We start from the raw sequence: 24,615 nt of genomic DNA on the forward strand, positions 1-24,615 counted from the left end.
AACGGCGCTCGGGCGCCGTCATCAAATTTTGCCGAAATTAACGGGGATCGGCCGCCATGTCTTTGCCGTTGCGCTGCAAATAAATCGTCAGCGTACGCACTTCTTCGGCGGACATGGAGGTTCGATCTTTCATGGAATTGACCACGCCAATCCACTGATTCGCCGTATAATGATCGGCGCTGATTGCGGCGTGACAACCGCTGCAATAAGTTTCGTTCAGATTCTTGCCGAACTGATTAAGTGCGGTCAGATTTGCCGTCGTTTTTGCCTGCGGCAGTCGAACCTGAAAACGGATTTGCTTCCAGTCGGAAGCGGTCACATCATCATACACCGTGCGGACGACATTCACTTTATTTTGCGTATCATCATCCAGCAGGGCGACCATTATGCGTTTGCCTAAATCGGCGTACACCACGCTTTCCGCACCGCTTTGCTGCCAGCCCGATACCGTTGCCGTCAGTTTCTCGCCGTCGGCTTTCCAGTCGGTCAGTTCGGCATACGGCATCAACCGCACTTCTCCGCCGCCCGCCAGTTCGGCGTCCGACATCATTAACGCATACAGGGTTTTGTCATCCGTGCCGAATTCCGCGCCGTGTTTCGCCAGCTCACCGGCCGCCGCCGCATTGTCGGCCGCCATATCCGGCATAAAATGCACCAGCCCTTTATGGCAATCAATACAAGTCTGATCGGTTTGTGCCGCCAGTTTGTGCATTTTTTGTGCCGCTTCCGTTTGTTCCGACAAAATCATCGCATCGACCGTATGACAGCTTTTACAGGTGGCGGAGTCGGTTGCTTGCATTTGCGTCCACACCGTTTGCGCCATCGCGGCGCGGTGTTGTTCAAAATCCTCCTGCGTGCGGATTTTGCCCGTCCATTCATACCACACATCTTTCACCGCCAGCAGTTTGGCTTTAACATAATGCCAGCCTTGCGACGGTACATGACAATCGGCACATTGCGCCCGAATGCCCTTTCGATTGGAAAAATGCACGCTGCCTTCCCATTCTTGCTGCGAATAACTCATCGAATGGCAGCTGACGCAAAATTCCGTCGCGCTGGTCGCCTTCATCACATATTGCGTACCGCCCAGTACCGCCGCGCCGAGCAACATGAATGCCAGCCCGCCGAAGATAATTTTTTTATTCCGTTTTTTTGCCATAGCCCCCACTCCGCAAAAATTCTCATTCATCCTTTAATGCAGGCGTCTATCATAAAGGCTTTCATTCGAGACCATGTTGATATAAATCAAAGGGTTCGGGAAAAAATCCCTGTCTGCCCGCGCCGAAAACAGCATAAACAGACCGCAATTCAACAGGTTAAAATGGATCCCGACATTTGGTGCATTTTATGAAAACCGGATAATCAAGTATAATAGGACGTCAAGAGTTACCACGCATTTTAACGAGTTTACTAATATGAAAATAATGTCTTTTAATATCAATGGATTAAGAGCAAGACCTCATCAGCTTGAGGCGATTATCGAACAATACCGGCCCGATGTGCTGGGGTTGCAGGAAATTAAAGTCGCTGACGAAGATTTCCCGCATAATCTGGTCGAACATCTGGGCTATCATGTTTATTATCACGGTCAGAAAGGCCATTACGGCGTCGCACTGCTGCTGAAACAGGCGCCGCAAGCGGTGCGCAAAGGCTTTCCGACCGACGATCAGGATGCCCAAAGACGCATTATTATGACCGATCTGGATACTCCTTTTGGCCTGCTCACCGTGATTAACGGCTATTTTCCGCAAGGAGAAAGCCGCAGCCATGCCGTTAAATTTCCGGCGAAAGCAAAATTTTACGCCGATCTGCAGCATTATCTGGAAGACCATCACGACAAAAACAATCCGGTCATCATTATGGGCGATATGAATATCAGCCCGACGGATTTGGACATCGGTATCGGCGAAGAAAACCGCAAACGCTGGCTGCGCACCGGGAAATGCTCTTTTCTGCCGGAAGAACGGGAATGGATTCACCGCTTGTATGACTACGGGCTGGTAGATACTTTCCGTTATTTGAATCCGACGGTCAGCGATAAATTCTCGTGGTTTGATTATCGCTCCAAAGGATTTAATGATAACCGCGGGCTGCGTATCGATCACATTCTTGCCGACAACGCTCTGGCGCGTCATTGTGTGGACAGCGGGATCGCGCTGGATATCCGCGCCATGGATAAACCGTCCGATCATGCGCCGATCTGGGCGGAATTCAAATAAGAGGTCAGGACATGGAAATCACCCAGAACTGGCAAAATTACCGTTCGATGGTCAATGATAAGCTCGCTGTTTTTTCGGTCAATCTGGGCTTGGTTGAGCAATATACCGCCGTGGAAGGAAAATACACGAAAATCCTACAGTTTTCCTTGCCCTACCAAGGTGATGAAAACGGCTTGCCGCGGCCGGAAGAATACCAGTCTGTGCTCAGTGAAATCGTTAAAGTATCCGCGCTGCTGTGTACCCTGCCCGAGGTACTTTACGCCGGCTATATCATTTCGGCGCAACGGGCGACATTACATTTTTATTGTCATCAGACCGCGCCGTTATGCGCGGTATTACAGCAATTTCCGGCGATAACGGACATCAATGAACAACATGATCCGTTGTGGGATATTTACTTTGATTTTCTGCTGCCCTCGCCGCTGGAAATGAAAATCAACGCCACGGAAGAAGTGCTGGACATGCTGGTGCACAGCGGCCGCAATCTGGAAGACAACTATCTGATCGAACACAGCTTCCATTTTCCGCGCGAAGAGGATATGTACCGTTTTTTAGACTATATCACCAGCAATGACATCGCCTTTACCACGCTGAAGCATACCAACATGCCAATCACGCTGGATGAAGAGGAAAACGTCTATCTGGTAAAACTGGAGCAGGAACTGACGCTCAACAACGGCGACATTTTTGCTTACGTGGAAAAATTCGAACATCTCGCCCTGCAATTTGCCGGCGAGTATATCGGCTGGGAAAGTCAGGATGTGGCGCTGGACAAAAACCGGCTGAATTAATGGATTAACCCCGCCCGAAACAAAAAACCTCTTTCGTCGCAAAGAGGTTTTTTATGTTTTTACTCTTAAAAAATAGATGATGCCAAGGTAATAATCACCGCCAAAGCTAACACTACCGTCAGCATGGCATACCCGAACGTGCCCATAATCACTCTCCTGAAATTTGACTAAAGTGGTCGGGATTATACCAACAGGCCTGATAAAAAGAAATAACTTTCCCTTTTTAGTTAAAATCTGTGATATTACGCAAATTTTTACGGTTACGCTATTAACCTGTTCCGCCTCAGTCTTTATAATAGCCGGCAAATTTTACGGAGGCTATTATGGCAACAATTAAAGATGTGGCGAAAACCGCCGGCGTCTCAACCACAACCGTTTCCCATGTAATCAATAAAACGCGCTTTGTGGCGCCGGAAACCGAGAAACTGGTGTTACAGGCAATTCAGGAGTTAAATTACTCCCCAAGTGCGGTCGCCCGCAGCTTAAAAGTGAATACCACAAAATCCATCGGGATGATCGTCACCACCAGCGAAGCCCCTTATTTCGCCGAAATTATTCATGCCGTGGAGGAACATTGTTACCGTCAGGGTTATTCGCTGTTTTTATGCAATACCCAGAATAATCCGGAAAAAATTAAAAACCACCTTGAAATGCTGGCCAAAAAACGGGTGGACGGTTTATTGGTGATGTGTTCGGAATATGCGCAGGATTCGCTGGATCTGCTCAGCAACCTGACCGATCTGCCGATGGTGGTGATGGATTGGGGCCCGAGTAATCCGCATACGGATATTATTCAGGATAACAGTTTCGACGGCGGTTATATCGCCACCAAATATCTGATCGATAACGGACACCGGAAAATCGGCATTATCGCCGGCGAACTGGTTAAAACCACCGCTAGAACCCGCTATGAAGGGTTTGTCAAAGCCATGCGGGAAGCCGGTCTTGCAATTAATCCCGATTGGGTGATGGAAGGCTTTTTCGAACCGGAAGACGGTTACGAATGTATGAATAAAATCCTCGCCCAAGAGCGCTTACCGACCGCGGTGTTCTGCTGTAATGATGTGATGGCGCTGGGTGCAATTTCCGCAATCGGCGAAAAAGGGCTGCGCGTTCCGGATGATATTTCGATTATCGGCTATGACAATATTCACGCCTCGCGTTTCTATGCACCGCCGCTGACCACAATCCATCAATCGAAATCCCGCCTCGGCGCGCAGGCGGTCAATCTGCTGTTCCGCCGGATTAGCGATAAATCCGAACGGCACGATATTATCGAATTATATCCGGAACTGGTGATCCGCAAATCGGTAAAGAAAATCGCCTCAACCCCGGAATAACGGTGTTCGCCGACCTATTCCGTTGAACCTTCTCATCGGCTGTTCCGACTACCGGCATTATGCGTCGCCCAATCTGCGGGCGGCGGTGACGACCGCAGCATAATGCCAAAAAAACCGCTAAAAAAACCACCGCACTTTTGCCCGTCCGGCGCACGGAAAGATAAATCCTATTTTTTAACAAATACTTAACTTTAATAAAAATAATCTAATTAAATTATGGTTTGATTAATTAAAACATACAAAAATAACTTTTTATTTATTTTTTAATATTTTAAATTAATTCTATTTGACCTTTCCTGTGTTTTTCGTTATACCTATGGACAATACCTAAAACTTACTAGTGACCAAAGAGGCTATTATGATCCAACAATACTCTACGATGCGTAACAATATCAATATGCTGGGGCATTTTCTGGGCGAAACGATCAGCGATGCTCAAGGCAGCGATATTCTGGATTTGATCGAAAATATCCGCGTGCTGTCGCGCAATTCCCGCAGCGGTGATGAAAAAGCCCGCCGCCAATTACTGGATACGCTGGCAACCATTTCCAACGACAATATTATCCCTGTTGCGCGCGCATTCAATCATTTCCTCAACCTCACCAATATTGCCGAACAATATCAAACCATATCCCGCCGGCATATTGATCAGGAATCCTCCGATCGCTCTTTGGAAGCCTTATTCAAACGCTTGAAACAGCAAAATGTGGCCAAAGAAAAGGTACTTGCCACCGTGGAAAAACTGCTGATCGAACTGGTGCTGACCGCACACCCGACGGAAGTGACCCGCCGTTCGCTGGGGCATAAACACATTGAAATCAACCGCTGTTTAAGCCGTCTGGAACATGATGATTTAACCGAGGCGGAAAGCACCAAACTGAAACGCCGCCTCATGCAGCTGATTGCGCTGGCATGGCACACCAATGAAATCCGTACTCAGCGCCCGACCCCGGTGGATGAAGCCAAAGGCGGCATGGCGGTGATCGAAAACAGTCTGTGGAAAGCGGTGCCGGAATTTTGCCGTCAGCTCAATTTTCATTTAGAAAAAAATTTCGGCGTGCAGCATCCGGTCGGGCTTGCGCCGGTGCGTTTCTCATCTTGGATGGGCGGCGACCGTGACGGCAACCCGTTTGTAACCGCCCAAACCACCCGTCGCGTACTGGCCATGAACCGCTGGAAAGCGGCGGAACTGTTTCTGGAAGATATTAAAGCGCTTGCCGACGAACTTTCCGTGGTGCAATGCACAGCGGAATTTCGCGCCAAATACGGCGATCACCGGGAACCTTATCGCGTCGTAGTCAAAGATCTGCGGGCAAAATTAATTAAAACCGTGGCCTACTACGGCTACATTCTGGAAGACAAACCGCTGACTATCGATAAAAGCGAAATTCTGACCGACGATAATCAATTATGGGAGCCGCTGTACGATTGTTACCAATCCTTACACCAGTGCGGCATGCGGATTATCGCAAACGGCGCGCTGCTTGACTGTCTGCGCCGCATTCGCTGTTTCGGGCTGGCGTTATCCCGTCTGGATATCCGTCAGGAAAGCACCCGCCATGCCGACGCCATTGCCGAGATCACCCGTTATATCGGGTTGGGCGATTACGCCCAATGGACGGAAGACGACAAACAAGCCTTTTTAATTCGGGAATTAAGCTCCCGCCGTCCGTTGGTACCGCGTAATTGGCAGCCTTCGGCAGAAACGCAGGAAGTGCTGGATACCTGCAAGGTCATCGCCGAGCAGCCGGAAGGCGTGATTTCCTGCTATATCATCTCCATGGCACGCACGGCCTCCGATGTTTTGGCGGTGCATTTATTGTTAAAAGAGGCCGGCGTACCTTATCATCTGCCGGTGGTGCCGTTATTCGAAACCCTAGACGACCTTGACGCCAGCGAAGAGGTGATGACCCAGCTATTCAACGTAGGTTGGTATCGCGGCGTGATCAATAATAAACAAATGGTGATGATCGGCTATTCCGACAGCGCCAAAGACGCCGGCATGATGGCGGCCTCCTGGGCGCAATACCGCGCGCAGGAACAACTGGTCAATCTGTGCGAAAAACTGGGTATTGAGCTGACCTTGTTCCATGGTCGCGGCGGGACTATCGGTCGCGGCGGTGCGCCGGCTCATGCGGCGTTGTTATCGCAGCCGCCGCGTTCACTGAAAAACGGCTTGCGCGTCACAGAACAAGGCGAAATGATCCGTTTTAAACTCGGTTTGCCGGCCGTCGCCGTCGCCAGTCTGGATCTGTATGCCAGCGCAATTCTGGAAGCCAATCTATTGCCGCCGCCGGAACCGAAAGACAGCTGGCGTGCCGTGATGGAAGAACTGTCCGCTTCGTCCTGCGACATTTATCGTGCGGTGGTACGCGGCGATAAGGATTTCGTGCCGTATTTCCGTTCCGCCACGCCGGAACAGGAACTGTCCAAACTGCCGTTAGGTTCGCGCCCGGCAAAACGCAATCCGAACGGCGGGGTGGAAAGTCTGCGCGCGATCCCTTGGATCTTCGCCTGGATGCAAAACCGCTTAATGCTGCCGGCCTGGCTGGGCGCGGGCGCTTCCGTACGGTTAGCCATTGAAAACGGCAAACGCGACGTTATTGAAGAAATGTGTAAACAATGGCCGTTCTTCTCCACCCGTATCGGCATGCTGGAAATGGTATTCAGCAAAACCGACAGCTGGCTGTCCGAACATTACGATCAGCATCTGGTGAAAAAAGAACTCTGGTATCTGGGACAATCGTTACGCGAACAGTTAAAACAGGATATCAAAACAATCTTATCCTTATCGCATGAAGATCAACTGATGTCCGATCTGCCTTGGGTCGCCGAATCCATCGCATTGCGTAACGTTTATACCGATCCGCTGAATCTGCTGCAAGTGGAATTACTGCGCCGGTTACGGGAAAATCCGCAAAACCCGAATCCGGATGTGGAACAGGCGCTGATGATCACCATCACCGGCATTGCCGCCGGCATGCGCAATACCGGCTAGAGCCGGTGCCGACCGTGCTGAAAAGTGCGGTCGATTTCAGCGATGTTTTCAACATCACCGCTTCAGTGCAAGAACCGGCGTCCATATCGACCCGGTTCTTTTTATTGCGTTATCGGCGCTTGATGATGCCGTAACGGCGCTTTCCATTTGCCGCGAACCGGCGGTTTTGCCGGGTTGGATAAAATCTGACTATTTCGCTCGAACATTCCCTTGTTTTTCTTGTCTTAGAGCATACATTGTATAAACAATGATGATAATTTAATGGAGAAACAACGTGAAAAAGAAACATTTTCTATTAACCGGCATTGCGCTCGGATTGAGCGTATTAACCACCTCCGTGGCCACTCAGGCCGCTTTTCCGGCGTTTGTTGAAGGGCAACAGAGCGCAAGCCTTGCACCGATGCTGGAAAAAGTCCTGCCTTCCGTCATATCCATTGCGGTGGAAGGAAAACAGAAATCCGCTTTGCAAAATGACGACATTCCCGAAGAATTCAAATTTTTCTTCGGCCCGGATGTCTTCGGCGGCAATTCGCCGCGGAATTTCAAAGGGCTGGGTTCCGGCGTGATTATCAATGCCGAAAAAGGTTATGCGTTAACCAATAATCATGTGATCGATCAGGCCGATAAAATTACCGTTAAACTGGAAGACGGACGCGAATTCAAAGCCAAAGTGGTCGGCAAAGACGAAATGTCGGATATTGCCCTGATCCAGCTGGAAAATCCGAAAAATCTTACCGAAATTAAAATCGCCGATTCGGATAAACTGCGGGTCGGTGACTTTACCGTGGCAATCGGTAATCCGTTCGGGTTAGGTCAAACGGTGACCTCCGGCATTATTTCCGCGCTGGGACGTTCCACCGGTTCCGACAGCGGGACTTACGAAAACTATATTCAGACCGATGCGGCGGTCAACCGCGGCAACTCCGGCGGCCCGTTAATTAATCTGAACGGCGAGCTTATCGGGATCAACACCGCCATTATTTCCCCGAGCGGCGGTAATGCCGGCATTGCCTTTGCCATTCCGAGCAATATGGCCGACAGTCTGGTCAAACAGATTCTGGAATTCGGCGAAGTGCGGCGCGGGCTGCTGGGAATTCGCGGCGGCGAGCTGAATACGGATCTGGCCAAAGCCTTTAATGTTGACGCTCAGCAAGGCGCCTTCGTCAGCGAAGTGTTACCGAATTCCGCCGCGGAAAAAGCAGGGATCAAAGCCGGTGATGTGATTACCGCCATCAACGGTCAAAAACTGGCCAGTTTTGCCGAGTTAAGAGCCAAAATCGCCACCAGCGGTGCCGGCAAAGCCATCGAGCTGACTTATTTACGCGACGGTAAATCGCACAATACCAAAGTCACCCTGCAATCCGATGACCAAAGTCAGGCTAACGCAAGCGGTATTTTACCGGCATTGGACGGCGCGGATTTGGCCAATTACAACGAAAAAGGGCTGCAAGGCGTATCCATCACCGGGGTGAAACCGAGATCTCTGGCGGAACAGCGCGGTCTGAAAGCCGGCGATATTATTATCGGCGTCAACCGCCAGCCGGTGGAAAATCTGGGACAGCTGCGTAAAATTCTGGACAGCAAACCGTCTGCGGTGGCGCTGAATATTCTGCGCGGCGATTCGAATTTCTATCTGCTGGTGCAATAAATCCTGCGAGTAATAAAAATCAAGGGGCGAAAACAATGTTCGCCCCTTTTTACATCGGATTAATTCGCCCCATTCAGCATAAAGCGTTCCCGCAGTTCATGCAGTTGATCGCGCAGTGCGGCGGCTTTTTCAAATTCCAGATCCTGTGCGTATTTATACATTTGCTGCTCCAGTTTTTTAATTTGTTGCTGATAGTCTTTCGGATTTTTCGGCGCCGGATAAAGTGCGGTCGGTTCTGCGGCTTTTTGTAAGCGCTGTTTATGTTTGGCTTTATTGGCGGCACCCTGCCCGATATCCAGCAATTCGCCCACTTTTTTATTCAATCCCTGCGGGATAATGCCATGTTCCTCATTGTACTTCATCTGTTTTTCACGCCGGCGATGAGTTTCGGTAATGGCTTTTTCCATGGATTTCGTCATGCTGTCCGCATATAGAATCGCTTTGCCTTTCAGGTTTCGCGCCGCCCGCCCGATAGTCTGAATAAGCGATCGCTCCGAACGCAGAAAACCTTCCTTATCGGCATCCAGAATCGCCACTAAAGACACTTCCGGAATATCCAGCCCTTCGCGCAGCAAATTGATGCCCACCAACACGTCAAACTCGCCCAAACGTAAATCGCGGATAATTTCCACCCGTTCTACGGTATCGATATCCGAATGCAGGTAACGCACCCGCACGTCATGTTCTTCCAGATAATCGGTCAGATCTTCCGCCATGCGTTTGGTTAAGGTGGTGACTAACACCCGCTCGTTGCGATCCGCCCGCAGACGGGCTTCCGATAACAGATCATCCACCTGAATGGAAACCGGTCGGATTTCAATCTCAGGATCAAGCAAACCGGTCGGGCGCACCACCTGATCGATAATCTCCGCGCCGGATTTTTCCAGCTCGTAAGGCCCCGGTGTCGCCGAAACATAAATGGTCTGCGGCGCCAGTCGTTCGAATTCATCAAACCGCAGCGGGCGGTTATCCAACGCGGACGGCAGGCGAAAACCATATTCCACCAAGGTTTCTTTGCGGGAGCGATCGCCGCGGTACATTCCGCCGATCTGCGGCACCGTCACATGGGATTCGTCGATAATCAGCAAACCGTCCGACGGCACATAATCAAACAGCGTCGGCGGCGGTTCGCCCTCATTGCGACCGGATAAATAGCGGGAATAATTTTCAATGCCCGAGCAATAACCGAGTTCGTTCATCATTTCGATATCAAACTGAGTACGCTGGGTCAACCGCTGTTCTTCCAGCAGCTTATTGTTCGCCAGCAATACTTCACGCCGTTGCGCCAGTTCCTGCTTAATCTTTTCAATGGCGTCCAGAATGCGTTCGCGCGGCGTCACATAGTGAGTTTTCGGATATACCGTAAAACGCGGAACGGCGCCGAAGCCCGTGCCGGTCAGCGGATCAAACAGACTCAGCCGCTCAATCTCATTATCAAATAACTCGATGCGCACCGCCCGATCATCCGATTCGGCCGGAAAAATATCGATAATTTCGCCGCGTACCCGAAAGGTGCCGCGCTGAAACGCCTGATCATTACGGGTATATTGCAGCTCCGCCAGCCGTGCCAGAATCTGACGCTGGTCAATGATCGCACCGGTTTGCAAATGCAGCATCATCTTCAGATAGCTGTCGGGATCCCCCAAGCCGTAAATTGCCGACACCGACGCCACCACAATGGTATCGCGGCGTTCCAGAAAAGATTTGGTGGCGGATAAGCGCATCTGTTCGATTTGATCATTGATCGACGCATCTTTCTCGATAAACGTATCGCTGCTCGGCACATAGGCTTCCGGCTGATAATAATCATAATAGGACACAAAATATTCCACCGCATTTTCCGGGAAAAAGGCTTTCATTTCCGCATACAGCTGCGCGGCGAGGGTTTTATTCGGCGCCAGTAACATCGCCGGACGGTTTAAGCGGGCGATCACATTGGCGATGGTAAAGGTTTTGCCCGAACCGGTCACCCCCAGCAGGGTTTGATGCGCCAGCCCGTCATTAAGATTTTCGATTAATTTTTCGATTGCCTGAGGCTGATCGCCGGAGGGCGAAAAATCCGAATGCAGAATAAAAGGTTTGGTATTGATTTTGTTATTCATCACGGGTCATTCCAAAATAAAGTGCGGTCAATTTTAACACATTTTTTCACCCCGGTCGGCAAGTAAAAATTCAAGTTTTACACAGACTTATATTTGTCAAGTTTCAAACCTCGCAAAATCTGAAAATTTTTTTAAAATTTTGCTGGAATTTTCATAACATATTGAAAAATATAAAAAAGCTATTTTGCAACCAATTTCAATCCGACAGCGCAACATGCTAGTTTTTATCAGGGATCGGCGCATTTTTAAAATAATAATTAACAGAGTTATCCACAGGCACTGTGGATATAAAAAAACGCCGTAATAATGCAACTTTTTTTAAGTTTAGCGGTTGACAAGGTGGCGTGAGATCATTATCATGCAGCACTTATTCCTTGTGATACAGAATTATTCCTCCTTAGTTCAGTCGGTAGAACGGCGGACTGTTAATCCGTATGTCGCTGGTTCAAGTCCAGCAGGAGGAGCCATTTTTCTTTTGGTCGGTTTTTATTTGTCTCCTTTTATAAAAACTTATTTCCCCAAAAGACTTTAAGCCCATATCCTCCTTATGGGCTTTTATTTTTTTATTGTAAAAATTTTCCCGCTTCCCTTATACTTTCCCCCTCTTACCAAATGAATAAGGTTTATTATGTTTTTTCCCGTTTTCGCGCTACTGGCCGGGTTAGTCATCCTCGTTTGGAGTGCCGAGCGTTTTATTGAAGGTGCGGCCTCGTTCGCCGGCCATTTGGGCATGCCGCCGCTGTTAATCGGCATCGTGGTGATCGGCTTCGGCACTTCCGCGCCGGAAATGATTGTCTCGGCCCTATCCGCCCTCAACCACAGCCCCGGTATTGCGTTGGGTAACGCGTACGGCTCCAATATTACCAATATTGCCTTGATTCTCGGTTTAACCGCCCTGATAAAACCGATTATGGTGAATCCCTCGGTGCTGAAAAAAGAGCTGCCGATACTGGCGCTGGTCACATTGCTTTCCGCATTGTTGATTAATGATGCCACCATATCCCGTCTTGATGCGCTCATACTATTGCTGGTTTTTATCGCTTATATGCTGTGGACGATCCGACGGGAAATGCGCTCGAAAAAGCGTGCGCATAGCCTCAGCGAAGTGCCACCGCAATCCCGCCCGAAACCGGATATGTCACTGCGTTCCGCCGCATTGCGCATGCTGGGCGGCTTGGTATTATTAGTCGCCAGTTCCCAGCTTTTAGTCTGGGGTGCGGTACAAATTGCCACTTATCTTGGCGTCAGCGATCTGATTATCGGCCTGACTATCGTCGCCGTCGGCACCTCGCTGCCCGAGCTGGCCGCCTCAATTGTCGCCGCCAGAAAAGGACAGGCGGATTTGGCGCTCGGTAATATTATCGGTTCCAATCTGTTCAATACCTTAGCGGTTGTCGGGATTGCCGGTGCCATTATGCCGATTCGGGTGGAAAGCGAAATCTTCAGCCGGGATTTTCTGGTGATGGCGGTATTAACCCTGTCGCTGTTTTTATTCAGTTACGGATGGCGTAAAAAAACCGGTATGATTAACCGGTTTGAAGGAGCTTGTTTACTGCTCAGTTATATCGCCTATACGGCTTATCTGCTGAACACGACACTGTAATCGGCATAACTTAAACGCCGAATAACACCGCCCCGCCCTGCACCGGCTGGGTGGAGGCATACAACAGACTGAGCGCGAAAATAATGACGACGGCGCCGATTGCCAGTTTAAACAGGCTTTCGGCATTGTTTTGCAACCCCGGCGATAAATACCATTTGCCCAGTTTTACCGCGCCGGAACGCGCATACTGCACCATTAACGCAAAGGCCGATAAGGTCAGCCCGGTGCCTAACGCCATCACCAATGCCGCCGCCACGCCCCACGGATATAAATCCAGCATATAAGAAAAAAACAGAATGAAAATCGCCCCGGAACACGGACGCATACCAATGCTCAGCACAATCAGACACTGCGATTTAAAATCCGTCGCCTGCGCCAGCTGTCGTTGATCCGGCAAATGCTGATGCCCGCAGCCGCACGGCTGATCGTGCGACGAAAATTCTGGCTGAATTTGCACCGCACTTTTTTTCGTTTCGGCAGCGGACAGCGGCTTGATGCGATACACGGTTGAAAATCCGTTCTGCGCCGCCGGCGCTTTACGCTGCCGCCACAGTTTGCTGCCGCTTTGATAAACCCATTGTACGCCGAGCAACAGAATCAGACCGAAAGCAAGGCGTTCCAGCCATAGCTGGCTGAATTTAAAATAGGCGGAAGACAGCGCCAGTATCACCACAATAATCGAGGTTGCCGTCACCGCCACAACGCCCTGCATCAGCGAGGACAACAAACTCAGGCGCATACTGGCTTTTAACTGCGACTGATGAGTTGAAAGATAACTGGCGAGAATAAATTTGCCGTGTCCCGGCCCCAGTGCGTGAAACACGCCGTATAAAAAACTGAGCAAAATCAGCCAACCGCCCGCATACAGCGGCGCCTGTTTAATCTGATGCAGATAGGCGGACATCAGCTGGTTGAATTCCCGCTGCCACAGCACGATGCGGGCAAAAAGCGAAGGAAAGTAATACAGCGCGGCGCAAACTAACAGCACCGCCAACAACGAACAGATATATTTTGTCTTTACTTGCATGAAATAATCACCTTCTGCGCAAAAACCTCGCCTAAAGACGCATCTTCATCGCGCTGATTGCGATCCAGCGAAGCGGCATATTGTTTCATTTTTTCATCCACCTGCGGCGCAACCACACGACCTGTGCAATTCGGCGGTAATGCGGAAAAATCCACCGCACTTTTTATCGGTTCGTCGTAATACATCGATACATAATAGGTCGGATCATAGGTGGTCAGCTCAAAATCATCATCGGCCAGCAGCGGCGGTTTGGACAGCATAAAATCAAAATAATACAGCACCTGCGTGCCGCTTGATTTCATGCCGTAATTGCGCGGCGTTGAAGTATATTTGATTTTGTCGCCCTTTTTATCGAATAAATAACTGAAATAATGCTCCTGTACGATATTTTTTATCACATCATCAATCAGCTTCTGTAATGCCGGCCGATCGCCCTGTGCCAGCGCCAGATCGTACAAAATGGCGGAAGAACTGGGTTCATCAAGGATCCATTGCATGGAAAAACCGGTTAAGCGGTTATTTTCCACCAGCACTTTATTTTTCATATCAATAAAGGCATGCGGATGCGCTTCTCCCTGAACAGGGGAAAATAACAGCATAATCAATGAGATAAACACAGCGTAATAATTAGTCAACATGTACGCTCAATCCGTAAAACCGAACAAGTGCGATATTCTAGCATTAAAGCGTTAATGAAACAAAATATGCTAAAAACCACACGGTTTTAGCTAAAAAATAGCATAAACCGCACAAATTATGTGACATATATCAAAAAAATATAAAATAAATATTACGTTACCGACAAAATTTCTGTAAGATACCGCGCATCAAGTGATAGCTTGGTATTCATAAAGTTCCTAAATAAAATAATCATAAATAGCTAAACTACTTTCCTACCTCCCGTTTCGGGAGGTTTTTTTTATTTAAATCAATGCAATGACAGCCTTACGAGTTATTACGCAGTGCTAAATAAGTAAATCCCGCCCGTGGCTCTGAAATGAGTTTTTTGTCGCCCTGAACTTACAAATATTCATAATTTCAAGTAAAATGACCGCACTTTTTTCATCAGAATGAGAATTATTATGTCATCACAATTTGTTTATACGATGCACCGCGTCGGTAAGGTCGTACCACCGAAGCGACATATTTTGAAAGATATTTCACTCAGTTTTTTCCCGGGGGCGAAAATCGGCGTGCTCGGTCTGAACGGCGCCGGTAAATCCACCTTGCTGCGCATTATGGCCGGCATTGATAAAGACATTGAGGGCGAAGCGCGTCCGCAGCCGGGAATTAAAATCGGCTATTTGCCGCAGGAGCCGAAACTGCAACCGCAGCAAACCGTGCGCGAAGCCATTGAAGAAGCCGTTGCCGATGTGAAACGCGCGCTGACCCGTTTGGATGAAGTTTATGCCTTATATGCCGACCCTGATGCGGATTTTGATAAACTGGCGGCGGAACAGGCCGAGTTGGAAGCGGTAATACAGGCGCACGACGGTCATAATCTAGCCAACCAACTGGAACGGGCGGCGGATGCGCTGCGTTTACCGGACTGGGAGGCAAAAATCGAACATTTATCCGGCGGTGAGCGCCGCCGTGTGGCGTTATGCCGTTTGCTGCTGGAAAAACCGGATATGCTGCTGCTCGACGAACCGACCAACCATTTGGATGCGGAATCTGTTGCTTGGCTGGAACGGTTCCTGCATGACTATGAAGGCACCGTGGTGGCGATTACCCACGACCGTTATTTTCTGGATAACGTCGCCGGCTGGATTCTGGAGCTTGACCGCGGCGAAGGTATTCCTTGGGAAGGCAATTATTCTTCCTGGCTGGAACAAAAGGAAAAACGTCTGGCACAGGAAGCCGCCAGCGAATCGGCTCGCCAGAAATCCATTGAAAAGGAACTGGAATGGGTGCGCCAGAATCCGAAAGGTCGTCAGGCGAAAAGTAAGGCGCGTATGGCACGCTTTGAAGAACTCAACAGCGGCGAATACCAAAAACGGAATGAAACCAACGAACTGTTTATTCCGCCCGGCCCGCGTTTAGGCGATAAGGTCATTGAAGTGGCGCATTTAAGCAAGAGTTACGGCGAGCGCAAACTGATCGATGATCTGTCTTTCACTATTCCGAAAGGGGCGATTGTCGGTATCATCGGCCCGAACGGCGCCGGTAAATCCACGCTGTTTCGCATGTTATCTGGACAAGAACAGCCGGACAGCGGCAGCATCACGCTGGGAGACACCGTACAGCTTGCCTCTGTGGATCAATTCCGTGACGCGATGGACGACAAAAAAACCGTTTGGGAGGAAGTGTCCAACGGTCAGGACATATTACGCATCGGTAATTTTGAGATCCCAAGCCGCGCCTATGTCGGCCGCTTTAACTTCAAAGGCGTGGATCAGCAAAAACGCGTCGGCGAACTCTCCGGCGGCGAACGCGGTCGTCTGCATTTAGCCAAACTGCTGCAAGCCGGCGGTAACGTTTTGCTGCTGGACGAACCGACCAACGATCTTGATGTGGAAACCCTGCGCGCACTGGAAAATGCGATTCTGGAATTTCCGGGCTGTGCCATGGTTATCTCTCACGACCGCTGGTTTTTAGACCGTATCGCCACACACATTCTGGACTACGGTGATGAAGGCAAAGTGACGTTCTATGAAGGTAACTTCTCCGATTATGAAGAATGGAAAAAGAAAACCTTCGGCGCAGAAGCACTTCAGCCTCACCGGATTAAATATAAGCGTATTGCGAAATAAGCAAAATCCCCGTTTGGGGATTTTTTTCAGGAAAATGTTATGCCACAAATACTGATTTACATTGATAATCTCAGAATCGGCGGTGTCACCACCGTATTAAAAAATTATCTGAACATACTGGCCGCCGAGGCGAATTATCAGGTTGATCTGCTTGTGGTCAATCAACCGCGCGACGCTGTTTTCGACCAATTGCCGGCTAATATAAACAAACATTATCTTTGTTCTCACATTGAAGATGAATTCAATATTTACGGCTTCTGGCGGTTACGGGAAGAGAATATCACCGAGGAAAACAAAGCGTATTTCCGCTTTTGGCGCAATGCCGTGCGCGAAGAAAGCAAAAAACGCCTGCTGCAATATCTTAATGCCAGAGCGCCCTATGATTTCATTATTAATTTCAACGGCGATCTGGAAACCTTTCTGGAATCTTACGATCTGCACCGCAATACCAAGGTTATCCGCTGGATCCATATTCAAAACGATATTCAAACCTACAGCGCCGATCCGGATTACTATCGGATCGTATTGGATAAACAAGCGGTATTCGTGCTGCTGGTGGAAGACATGAAAACGGCCTTTCTGCGCATGGCGGCGCATATCGGCTTAAAGCTGGACAATAAACAAGTCGTGGTGCTTTATAATCCGATAGAGACGGATGCTATTCTGGCAAAAGCGAATGAGGCGGACATCGCCGATAAGGCGTTGCTGGCGGAGGATTATATCCTGTCTGTCGCCGGTCTGTACGATTATAAAAACCATAGCGAAATGCTGGATATCTACGCCCGCTTAAAACAAAAAGGGATTAGGCAAAAACTGTATATTATCGGCGAAGGCTATGAAAGAGCGGCATTAACGGAAAAAATCAACAGATTAGGTTTACAGCAGGATTGCCTGCTGCTCGGAATCAGATCCAACCCCTTTCCGTTTATGAAAAAGGCGAAATTATTTATTCACACCTCCACTAACGAAGGACTTCCAACAGTTTTTATTGAAAGCATGGTTTGCGGCTGCCCCGTGGTCGCCATGGATTGCCCGGTCGGGCCGAAAGAAGTCTTGGCGGATAATCGATACGGCAGATTGGTACCGCTGCATGATACGGACGGTTTTGTACAAAGCGCTTATGAATTACTCACCAATGAAACACTGCGGCAGGATTATATCGCCGGACTGCCGCAGGCCGTCGCACGCTTTCAGGCTGATCGCATCGGCGAACAGCTCTTTCATGTATTGACGCACATAAAAAATCAGGCAACTACCGCGCCGCCTGAATAAATCGGCAACTTATTTTGCCAGTTCCTGAATTTTCTTAATCACATTGCTGGTGGAGCAACCGTTTTCAAAATTCAGCACTTTAACTTCACCGCCGTTCGCCCAAACTTCCTTGCTGCCGGCGATCTCATCCGGTTTATAATCCCCGCCTTTCACCAGCAAATCAGGCAGAATCTCACCGATTAAACGCTGCGGCGTATCTTCATCAAACGCCACCAGCCAGTCCACCGAAGACAGCCCCGCCAGCACCGCCATTCTGGCAGCCAGATCGTTAATCGGGCGATTTTCGCCTTTCAGGCGTTTAACGGACGCATCGCTGTTAACCGCCACAATCAACCGATCGCCCAGCTTACGGGCATTTTCCAGATAGGACACATGTCCGGGATGCAGAATATCAAAGCAACCGTTGGTCATTACGATTTTTTCGCCGCGTTCTTGCGCCAATTTGACCGCACTTTTCAGCTCTGCTTCACTCATAATCCCGAAACCGGAACTGCTGCGGCCATGAATGGCATTTTCCAGCTCGACCGTAGAGACGGTGGAGGTTCCCAGTTTGCCCACCACAATACCGGCGGCCACGTTGGCCAGATAGCAGGCTTCTTCAAAAGGACGGCCGTCCGCTAAAGCAATCGCCAACACACTGATCACCGTATCGCCGGCACCGGTGACATCAAACACTTCTTTAGCCACGGTCGGCAAGTGGAACGGCGGCTTTTGCGGACGCAATAAAGTCATGCCTTTTTCCGATCGGGTAACCAGCAACGCGCTTAAATCGATATCCCGAATCAGCTGTAAGCCTTTCTCAACAATATCCTGTTCCGACGCACAGGGCCCGACCACCGCTTCAAACTCCGACATATTCGGCGTCAGCAAGGTCGCACCGCGATAACGTTCAAAATCCGTTCCTTTCGGATCAATCAATACCGGCACATCGGCCTGACGGGCAATGTTGATCATCTGCCGAACCTGATTTAACGTACCTTTTCCATAGTCCGATAAAATCAACGCGCCATAATTTTGCACCGCACTTTGCAGTTTTTGCAGCAATCCGTCGCTGGTGACATTATTGAAATCTTCTTCAAAATCCAGCCGCAGCAACTGCTGATGGCGGGATAAAATGCGCAGTTTGGTAATGGTCGGATGAGTCTCCAGCCGCACAAAATTACAACCGATTTTCTGTTTTTCCAGCAGCGCGGTCAGGGCAGAACCGGTTTCATCCTGTCCGACCAGCCCCAACAGCTCAACCGGCACGTTTAAAGAGGCGATATTCATCGCCACGTTCGCCGCCCCGCCGGCACGTTCTTCATGCTCCTGCACGCGCACCACCGGCACCGGCGCCTCGGGAGAAATACGATTGGTGGCGCCGAACCAATAGCGATCCAACATCACATCACCTAAAACTAATACCCTTGCATTGCGAAATTGTGCTGAATATTGACCCATTTTATTTTCTATTCCTTGTATCGATTGGAAAAATTTTGCTGATTTTACCACAGGATAAATGCTATTTACCAAGAATTCCGCTAAACTAGGCGCTCGGGTCTGTTAAACTGTGCGCTTTGAATTTAACGTTGTATTTTTATTATGGCAAAAGCATCTCTTCCAACATTTCAGAAATCATTTTTAAAGCCTAAATACTGGGGATTTTGGCTGGGGCTGGCAATCTGGCGATTGATTTTATTACTGCCCTACCCGGTTCTGTTAAAAATCGGCAGCGGGCTGGGATTGCTGTTTTCCAGACTAAAAGTCGGCCGCCGCCGGGTCAACATCGCCCGACGCAATTTACAGCTTTGTTTTCCCGACTATCCGCCGCAAAAAATCGAAGAAATTTTACGGGCGAATCTGAAATCCACCGGCATGGCGATAATCGAAACCGGCATGGCATGGTTCTGGTCGGACAAACGGATCAAAAAATGGTCGACTATCAGCGGGGTGGAATACCTGAAACAAAACCGGCAAGACGGCATTATTTTCGTCGGCGTCCATTTTCTCACCCTTGAACTCGGCGCCCGCATCGTCGGCATTCACCAGCCGGGCATCGGCGTGTACCGCCCGAACGACAATCCGCTGATGGACTGGCTGCAAACCCGCGGCCGACTGCGTTCCAACAAAGATATGCTGGATCGCAAAGATCTGCGCGGCATGATCCGAGCGCTTAAACGCGGGGAGATTATCTGGTATGCGCCCGATCACGACTACGGTCCGAAGAACTCGGTTTTCGTGCCGTTTTTTGCGGTTAAACACGCCGCCACCACCACCGGCAGCTATTATTTGCTGAAAGCCTCTCCGCACAGCAAAGTGATACCTTTCGCCCCGCTACGCAACCGCGACGGCTCCGGCTACACCGTCACCATCTCCCCACCGGTGGCCTTCAGCGACTTAAACGACGAAACCGACATCGCCGCACGCATGAATAACATCGTGGAACAAGAAATCCTGCGCGGCATCGAACAATATATGTGGCTCCACCGCCGCTTCAAAACCCGCCCCAACGAACAGGCGCCAAGTTTATATGATTAAGGCCGAAAAGCATCGTAATGGTGCTTTTATTTTTTAATCCATAAATCATAAATAATGCAAATTCTCGCCGAAAACCAACCGCACTTTTTTATATTTTTACTTTTCCAACATCCAGCTTTCAAAACGGCAAATATTGGCGTTGGAACTGACAAAGTCCGTCACTTCCTGTTCGAATATTTTTATCGTTTCCATCAGGCTCGGTTTGGCGTATCGGTGTGTTAATAAATAACAGATTCTCGGTGGCGGCGGTTCCTGAATCTGGTAGCAGGCAATATGATAAAATTCTTTGATATGGGAAACCAGCGACATCGGTGCAATCGCCCAATAACCGGGTTTATCCAAATAACGTGCGATTAAAGATCCCGTATTAACCGTTATTACCGGGTGTCTGTGCGGATCCCAGTGCGCATGATGCCATTGCTCGAAATCTGGTCCCCAACGCAGATAAATTTCATTCTCGATATCCAAATCAGTCGGATGAATATTATCGTAATAATCGCTTTCCTGATGACAAATTAAATACATTTTTTCCCGATAAACCGGCTTGGAAATAATATTCTGATATTTAACCTGACTGAAAACAAAACCGATATCAATAATTCGATTTTCAATTAATGAATGAATTTCCGGCGAATGAAAGGTATTAACACATAATTTGGTATTCGGGTATTGGCTCAAATAACGTTGATAAAGCGGGAAGAAAGTAAAATTATTAATTAAATCCACACTACCGATATTTAAAGTCTGTATTTTTCCCTGTTCGGTGATTCGTTTCGTATCCTGCCATAAACTGAGCCACTGCTGGGCAATAGGAATAAATGCCTTACCGTGAGACGTCAGTTCAATATTGCGCACACCCTTATTTCGGATTAATAACTGAACGGCCAGCTCCTCCTCCAATAATTTTATACGGCTACTGATCGTAGATTGAGAGGCGAATAATACGTTCGAAGCAGTCGAAATACTGCCGCATTCAATAACAGTCAAAAATGTTCTGATTTGATCAAAGGTCATACTATTCCCCCGTTTAAATATCTATTTACCAGATATAATATATCAAAATTATTCGTTTTATACATATAAATCGATATGTTAGGTTAAAAACATAGCATTTTTAACCAACAAAAATAAGGAGAAATGATGAAAAATATCGGATTCAGAATTATTAAAAATTTTATCCGCCCTTCATTGCATCTATTAGCGCAATTCCGTCATATTCCCATTTCTATTTTGGACGACAGTATGAACAGAACTGCAGCAATATCATCACGTTTTTTTGCCGTTAATGATAAACCGGTATTAGGAACAGCTTATACCGTGCGGGTGCCAAGCGGTGATAATTTATTATTTTATTATGCTATCGCGCAGGCAAAAAAAGGCGATGTTATCGTCGTTGACGGTGGCGGTTTCAGTGAAAGAGCGTTATGCGGCGAAATCATGGCGGAACTGGCTAAAGCACGGGAACTCGCCGGTTTTGTAGTCTACGGCGCAATTCGTGACAAAAGAGAATTAGCCAAAATGAACTTTCCCGTTTTTGCCTGCGCCGCCACACCGAATGGTCCTTACAAAAACGGACCGGGAGAAATTAATGTACCGGTCAATATCGGCGGTCGGGTAATTTACCCCGGCGATATTATCGCAGGTGATGAAAGCGGTGTTATCTCCATTCGTCCGAAAGATGCCGAAACAGTTTTAGCAGCCGCCGCCCAAATCATAAATAAAGAACAGCAAATGCTGACGGAAATCCGGGCTGACAAAAATCTGAATTTAGACTGGGTATATACCAAGCTGACACAGAACGGATGCGAATTTATTGAGGAGGCAGTCAATTATGATAATTACCTTTGATTTATTACAAACTGCGGCAGTAGCAGCAGTGTTGTTTTTAGTAGGACAATTTATTAAAAGCAAGATAACGTTTTTTCAAACCTACTTTATTCCGGCACCGGTTATCGGTGGGCTTTTATTTAGTATTTTGATGTTTATCGGAATTAAAAGCGGTACGTTCGAAATTAAACTAACCAATACGCTGCAGGATTTCTTCATGAATATTTTCTTCACTTGTACCGGATTTACCTGTAGCTTTGCGGTTATTCGCAAAAGCGGAAAATTAGGTGCGATTCTGGCTGTAATCGCGGTCAGTCTATTATTCGTGCAGAATTTGCTCGGTGCAGGGCTTGCTCATCTATTCGGATTACATGAATTGCACGGTATCGCAATGGGATCAATTTCTATGTCCGGCGGAGTTGGCTCGGCAGCAGCATTCGGTCCAACACTGGAAGAATTCAGTGCAGACGGCAGCACCACAATCGGCATCGCGGCAGCGACCTTCGGCTTATTGTTGGGCAGCCTAATCGGAGGACCGGTCGCCAAACGTCTTATCAACAAATATAATTTAAAAGGCGAAAACACTGAAAATATCAATAACCAAAACAATATACATTCTGCCTTAAATGGTAAGAATCTATTACACAGCACTATCATGATTTTAGTAGCCGCGTTAATCGGATCTTACATTTCGAAATTACTCAATTTAACCGGTTTAACTTTTCCGTATTATGTGGGGTGTTTATTCGGCGGCGCAGTGATCCGAAACCTTGCCGACTTGGATTTGTTAAAACTGCGCATGAAAGAAATCAATATTATCGGTGATATTTCCTTAAATCTATTCCTATCCATGGTACTGATGGCACTTAATATTAATAAGCTCTTGGATCTTGCGTTGCCAATGATCATTATTCTGCTCTCACAGGCCGCATTAATGATGCTATGGGCGTATTACATTACTTTCTTCACCATGGGCAGAAACTATGATGCCGCCGTAATGGCAGCCGGTCATTGTGGCGTCGGTTTAGGACAAACGCCGAACGCAATGGCGAACATGTCAGCCATCATTGAAAAAAACGGCCCGGCGCCGACCGCCTGGTTTGTACTACCGGTGATTACCGTTGTATTTATTAACATTTGTAATCCGATTATTATTACATTATTTATTAACTTGTTTAAATAGAACATGTTAATCATACGGATTATCAGTATAAAAGCATCGTAATGGTGCTTTTATCGTATTATTTCCGCCAAGTCATCATGGCGCTTGCCAGTGCGAATAGCGCCATGATCCATGCCATTGTCCATGCGCTGCCGTCTGAAAAAACAGCTAATAACAGCGATGAAATAATACCGCTGCCGTATTGCAACGATCCCATTAACGCCGAGCCTGAACCGGCCATCTCAGGTATGCCGTCTAAGGCGGAGACAGCGGCACAACTGCCGATAATGCCGACGACCACAAAATAGCCGAACACCGAGATAATAATACTGACAATACCGCCGATTCGGGTATAGGCGAAAAAGGCGAGTAATCCCCCTATCAGGCTGATGAATAAGGTGGCGAAACGCAGCAGTTGATCCATTGAAAAACGCTTGACTAACAATCGGTTGGCAAAACTGACCAACATCACACCGGCAATATTCAGTCCGAACAGCCAGCCGAAATGTTGCGGATCAACATGGAAAAAATCAATATACACTTTCGGCGAACCCACAATAAACGCATATTGTCCCACATAATAAAAGGTTAAACACAAGGTATAACGCATAAAGTTGCGATCACGCAATAGTTGCCGATAATTGCGAAACACCAACCCAAAAGCACCGTTTGCCCGTTTTTCCTGCGGACGCGTTTCAGGTAGCCACCAAAGGGAGCAAAACATCAAGACCCCAATCGCCGCCAGCAAATAAAAAATCGTATGCCACGAACCGATTTTCAGCAGCTGCCCGCCGAGCAACGGGCCGCCGATCGGGGCGATCGCCATAATGATCATCAAGGTGGACATCAGTTGCACGGCACGGGTCTTATCAAACATATCACGCACGATCGCCCGCGCCAACATCGGCGCGGTACAAGCCCCAAAGGCTTGAAAAATCCGCCAAAATACCATCTGCTCAATAGTCTCGGACATCGCACAACCGATTGAGCCGATAACAAACAAAACCATACCGATATAAAGCGGTATTTTCCGCCCGATTCGGTCGCTAATCGGCCCCCAGACCAATTGGGCAAAGGCGAAGCCCAACAAAAATCCCGTTACGGTTAATTCCGCCCGTCCGCCTAAATCCAACGCCATTTGCGGCATGGCAGGCAGATAAATATCCGTCGAAAGCGAAGTAAACGCCATTAACGCGCCTAAAATCATCAGCAATAACACACCGTTGACGGATTTAATGTGTTGCTTTTTTGAACATTCCATTTGTTTCTCCTCATAATGAATGAATACATTATAAGAAAAAAAGATTGTGTTAATTAGATAGGGAAAATTACATGACCTTGTGAATAAAATTCAAT

General features: G+C 48.3%; 18 protein-coding genes and 1 tRNA gene. 12 read left to right on the plus strand and 7 right to left on the minus strand.

Going from position 1 to position 24,615, the window contains the following annotated elements; translation table 11 throughout:
* Positions 1-37: 37 nt before the first annotated feature.
* Entirely contained in the window at positions 38-1,159 is a 1,122-nt protein-coding gene (locus ACESOH_RS05390; protein ID WP_373100208.1) for a NapC/NirT family cytochrome c, read from the minus strand.
* A 256-nt stretch (positions 1,160-1,415) separates the two neighbouring features.
* Here ACESOH_RS05390 and xthA point away from each other — a divergent pair, with 256 nt between their 5' ends.
* From xthA to ACESOH_RS05415, 5 genes are all read left to right on the plus strand, one after another.
* Entirely contained in the window at positions 1,416-2,219 is an 804-nt protein-coding gene (gene xthA, locus ACESOH_RS05395; RefSeq protein ID WP_032092834.1) for an exodeoxyribonuclease III, read from the plus strand.
* 11 nt (positions 2,220-2,230) lie between these two features.
* Positions 2,231-3,010 (plus strand): TIGR01619 family protein, encoded by a 780-nt coding sequence (locus tag ACESOH_RS05400; RefSeq protein WP_032092835.1) that lies wholly within the window; start codon positions 2,231-2,233, stop codon positions 3,008-3,010.
* Between the two features lie 323 nt (positions 3,011-3,333).
* Positions 3,334-4,350 carry an HTH-type transcriptional repressor PurR gene (gene purR / locus ACESOH_RS05405; protein ID WP_373100210.1) on the plus strand — a complete coding sequence of 339 codons (1,017 nt, stop codon included), beginning with the start codon at positions 3,334-3,336 and terminating at the stop codon, positions 4,348-4,350.
* A gap of 358 nt (positions 4,351-4,708) precedes the next feature.
* Positions 4,709-7,348 carry a phosphoenolpyruvate carboxylase gene (gene ppc / locus ACESOH_RS05410; protein ID WP_032092837.1) on the plus strand — a complete coding sequence of 880 codons (2,640 nt, stop codon included), beginning with the start codon at positions 4,709-4,711 and terminating at the stop codon, positions 7,346-7,348.
* A gap of 274 nt (positions 7,349-7,622) precedes the next feature.
* The gene (locus ACESOH_RS05415; RefSeq protein ID WP_373100212.1) at positions 7,623-8,996 is read left to right on the plus strand and encodes a Do family serine endopeptidase; all 1,374 of its coding nucleotides are present in this window, start codon (positions 7,623-7,625) and stop codon (positions 8,994-8,996) included.
* Positions 8,997-9,055: 59 nt separating this feature from the next.
* On the opposite strand, the gene uvrB is transcribed toward ACESOH_RS05415, so the two are convergent.
* Entirely contained in the window at positions 9,056-11,098 is a 2,043-nt protein-coding gene (gene uvrB, locus ACESOH_RS05420; RefSeq protein WP_373100214.1) for an excinuclease ABC subunit UvrB, read from the minus strand.
* 391 nt (positions 11,099-11,489) lie between these two features.
* Between uvrB and ACESOH_RS05425 the strand changes: the two genes are divergently transcribed.
* Positions 11,490-11,565 (plus strand) — tRNA-Asn (locus tag ACESOH_RS05425).
* Between the two features lie 161 nt (positions 11,566-11,726).
* Positions 11,727-12,701: a calcium/sodium antiporter gene (locus tag ACESOH_RS05430; protein ID WP_373100215.1), complete on the plus strand. Its 975-nt coding sequence runs from the start codon at positions 11,727-11,729 to the stop codon at positions 12,699-12,701.
* A gap of 10 nt (positions 12,702-12,711) precedes the next feature.
* Here the strand turns inward: ACESOH_RS05430 and zevB are convergent, their stop codons facing one another.
* On the minus strand, positions 12,712-13,728 hold the full coding sequence (gene zevB / locus ACESOH_RS05435) for a zinc transporter permease subunit ZevB (RefSeq protein ID WP_373100217.1): 1,017 nt from the start codon (positions 13,726-13,728) through the stop codon (positions 12,712-12,714).
* Positions 13,719-14,366 carry a zinc transporter binding subunit ZevA gene (gene zevA / locus ACESOH_RS05440; protein ID WP_373100219.1) on the minus strand — a complete coding sequence of 216 codons (648 nt, stop codon included), beginning with the start codon at positions 14,364-14,366 and terminating at the stop codon, positions 13,719-13,721. Before zevA ends, zevB begins: the two co-directional genes overlap by 10 nt.
* Before the next feature lie 444 nt (positions 14,367-14,810).
* Between zevA and ettA the strand changes: the two genes are divergently transcribed.
* Both ettA and ACESOH_RS05450 read left to right on the plus strand, forming a co-directional pair.
* On the plus strand, positions 14,811-16,481 hold the full coding sequence (gene ettA, locus ACESOH_RS05445) for an energy-dependent translational throttle protein EttA (protein ID WP_373100220.1): 1,671 nt from the start codon (positions 14,811-14,813) through the stop codon (positions 16,479-16,481).
* Positions 16,482-16,520: 39 nt separating this feature from the next.
* Entirely contained in the window at positions 16,521-17,753 is a 1,233-nt protein-coding gene (locus tag ACESOH_RS05450; RefSeq protein WP_373100221.1) for a glycosyltransferase, read from the plus strand.
* A gap of 9 nt (positions 17,754-17,762) precedes the next feature.
* Here ACESOH_RS05450 and hldE read toward each other — a convergent pair whose 3' ends face one another.
* Entirely contained in the window at positions 17,763-19,193 is a 1,431-nt protein-coding gene (gene hldE, locus ACESOH_RS05455; protein WP_373100223.1) for a bifunctional D-glycero-beta-D-manno-heptose-7-phosphate kinase/D-glycero-beta-D-manno-heptose 1-phosphate adenylyltransferase HldE, read from the minus strand.
* A gap of 141 nt (positions 19,194-19,334) precedes the next feature.
* Between hldE and ACESOH_RS05460 the strand changes: the two genes are divergently transcribed.
* Positions 19,335-20,270, plus strand: a complete 936-nt coding sequence (locus ACESOH_RS05460) for a Kdo(2)-lipid IV(A) acyltransferase (protein WP_373100224.1) — start codon at positions 19,335-19,337, stop codon at positions 20,268-20,270.
* Between the two features lie 96 nt (positions 20,271-20,366).
* Here ACESOH_RS05460 and ACESOH_RS05465 read toward each other — a convergent pair whose 3' ends face one another.
* Entirely contained in the window at positions 20,367-21,284 is a 918-nt protein-coding gene (locus tag ACESOH_RS05465; protein ID WP_373100226.1) for a LysR family transcriptional regulator, read from the minus strand.
* Between the two features lie 123 nt (positions 21,285-21,407).
* On the opposite strand from ACESOH_RS05465, the gene ACESOH_RS05470 reads away from it, so the two are divergent.
* Both ACESOH_RS05470 and gltS read left to right on the plus strand, forming a co-directional pair.
* Entirely contained in the window at positions 21,408-22,118 is a 711-nt protein-coding gene (locus tag ACESOH_RS05470; RefSeq protein WP_373100228.1) for an RraA family protein, read from the plus strand.
* Complete coding sequence (gene gltS / locus ACESOH_RS05475) at positions 22,102-23,280, plus strand: sodium/glutamate symporter (protein ID WP_373100229.1); 1,179 nt, start codon at positions 22,102-22,104, stop codon at positions 23,278-23,280. The genes ACESOH_RS05470 and gltS overlap by 17 nt, the downstream gene beginning before the upstream one ends.
* Before the next feature lie 58 nt (positions 23,281-23,338).
* Here the strand turns inward: gltS and ACESOH_RS05480 are convergent, their stop codons facing one another.
* The gene (locus ACESOH_RS05480) at positions 23,339-24,520 is read right to left on the minus strand and encodes a multidrug effflux MFS transporter (RefSeq protein ID WP_373100231.1); all 1,182 of its coding nucleotides are present in this window, start codon (positions 24,518-24,520) and stop codon (positions 23,339-23,341) included.
* Positions 24,521-24,615 lie beyond the last annotated feature (95 nt).

Origin of the sequence: Necropsobacter rosorum, assembly GCF_964241405.1 — a bacterium.
GTDB classification, from domain to species: domain Bacteria; phylum Pseudomonadota; class Gammaproteobacteria; order Enterobacterales; family Pasteurellaceae; genus Necropsobacter; species Necropsobacter rosorum.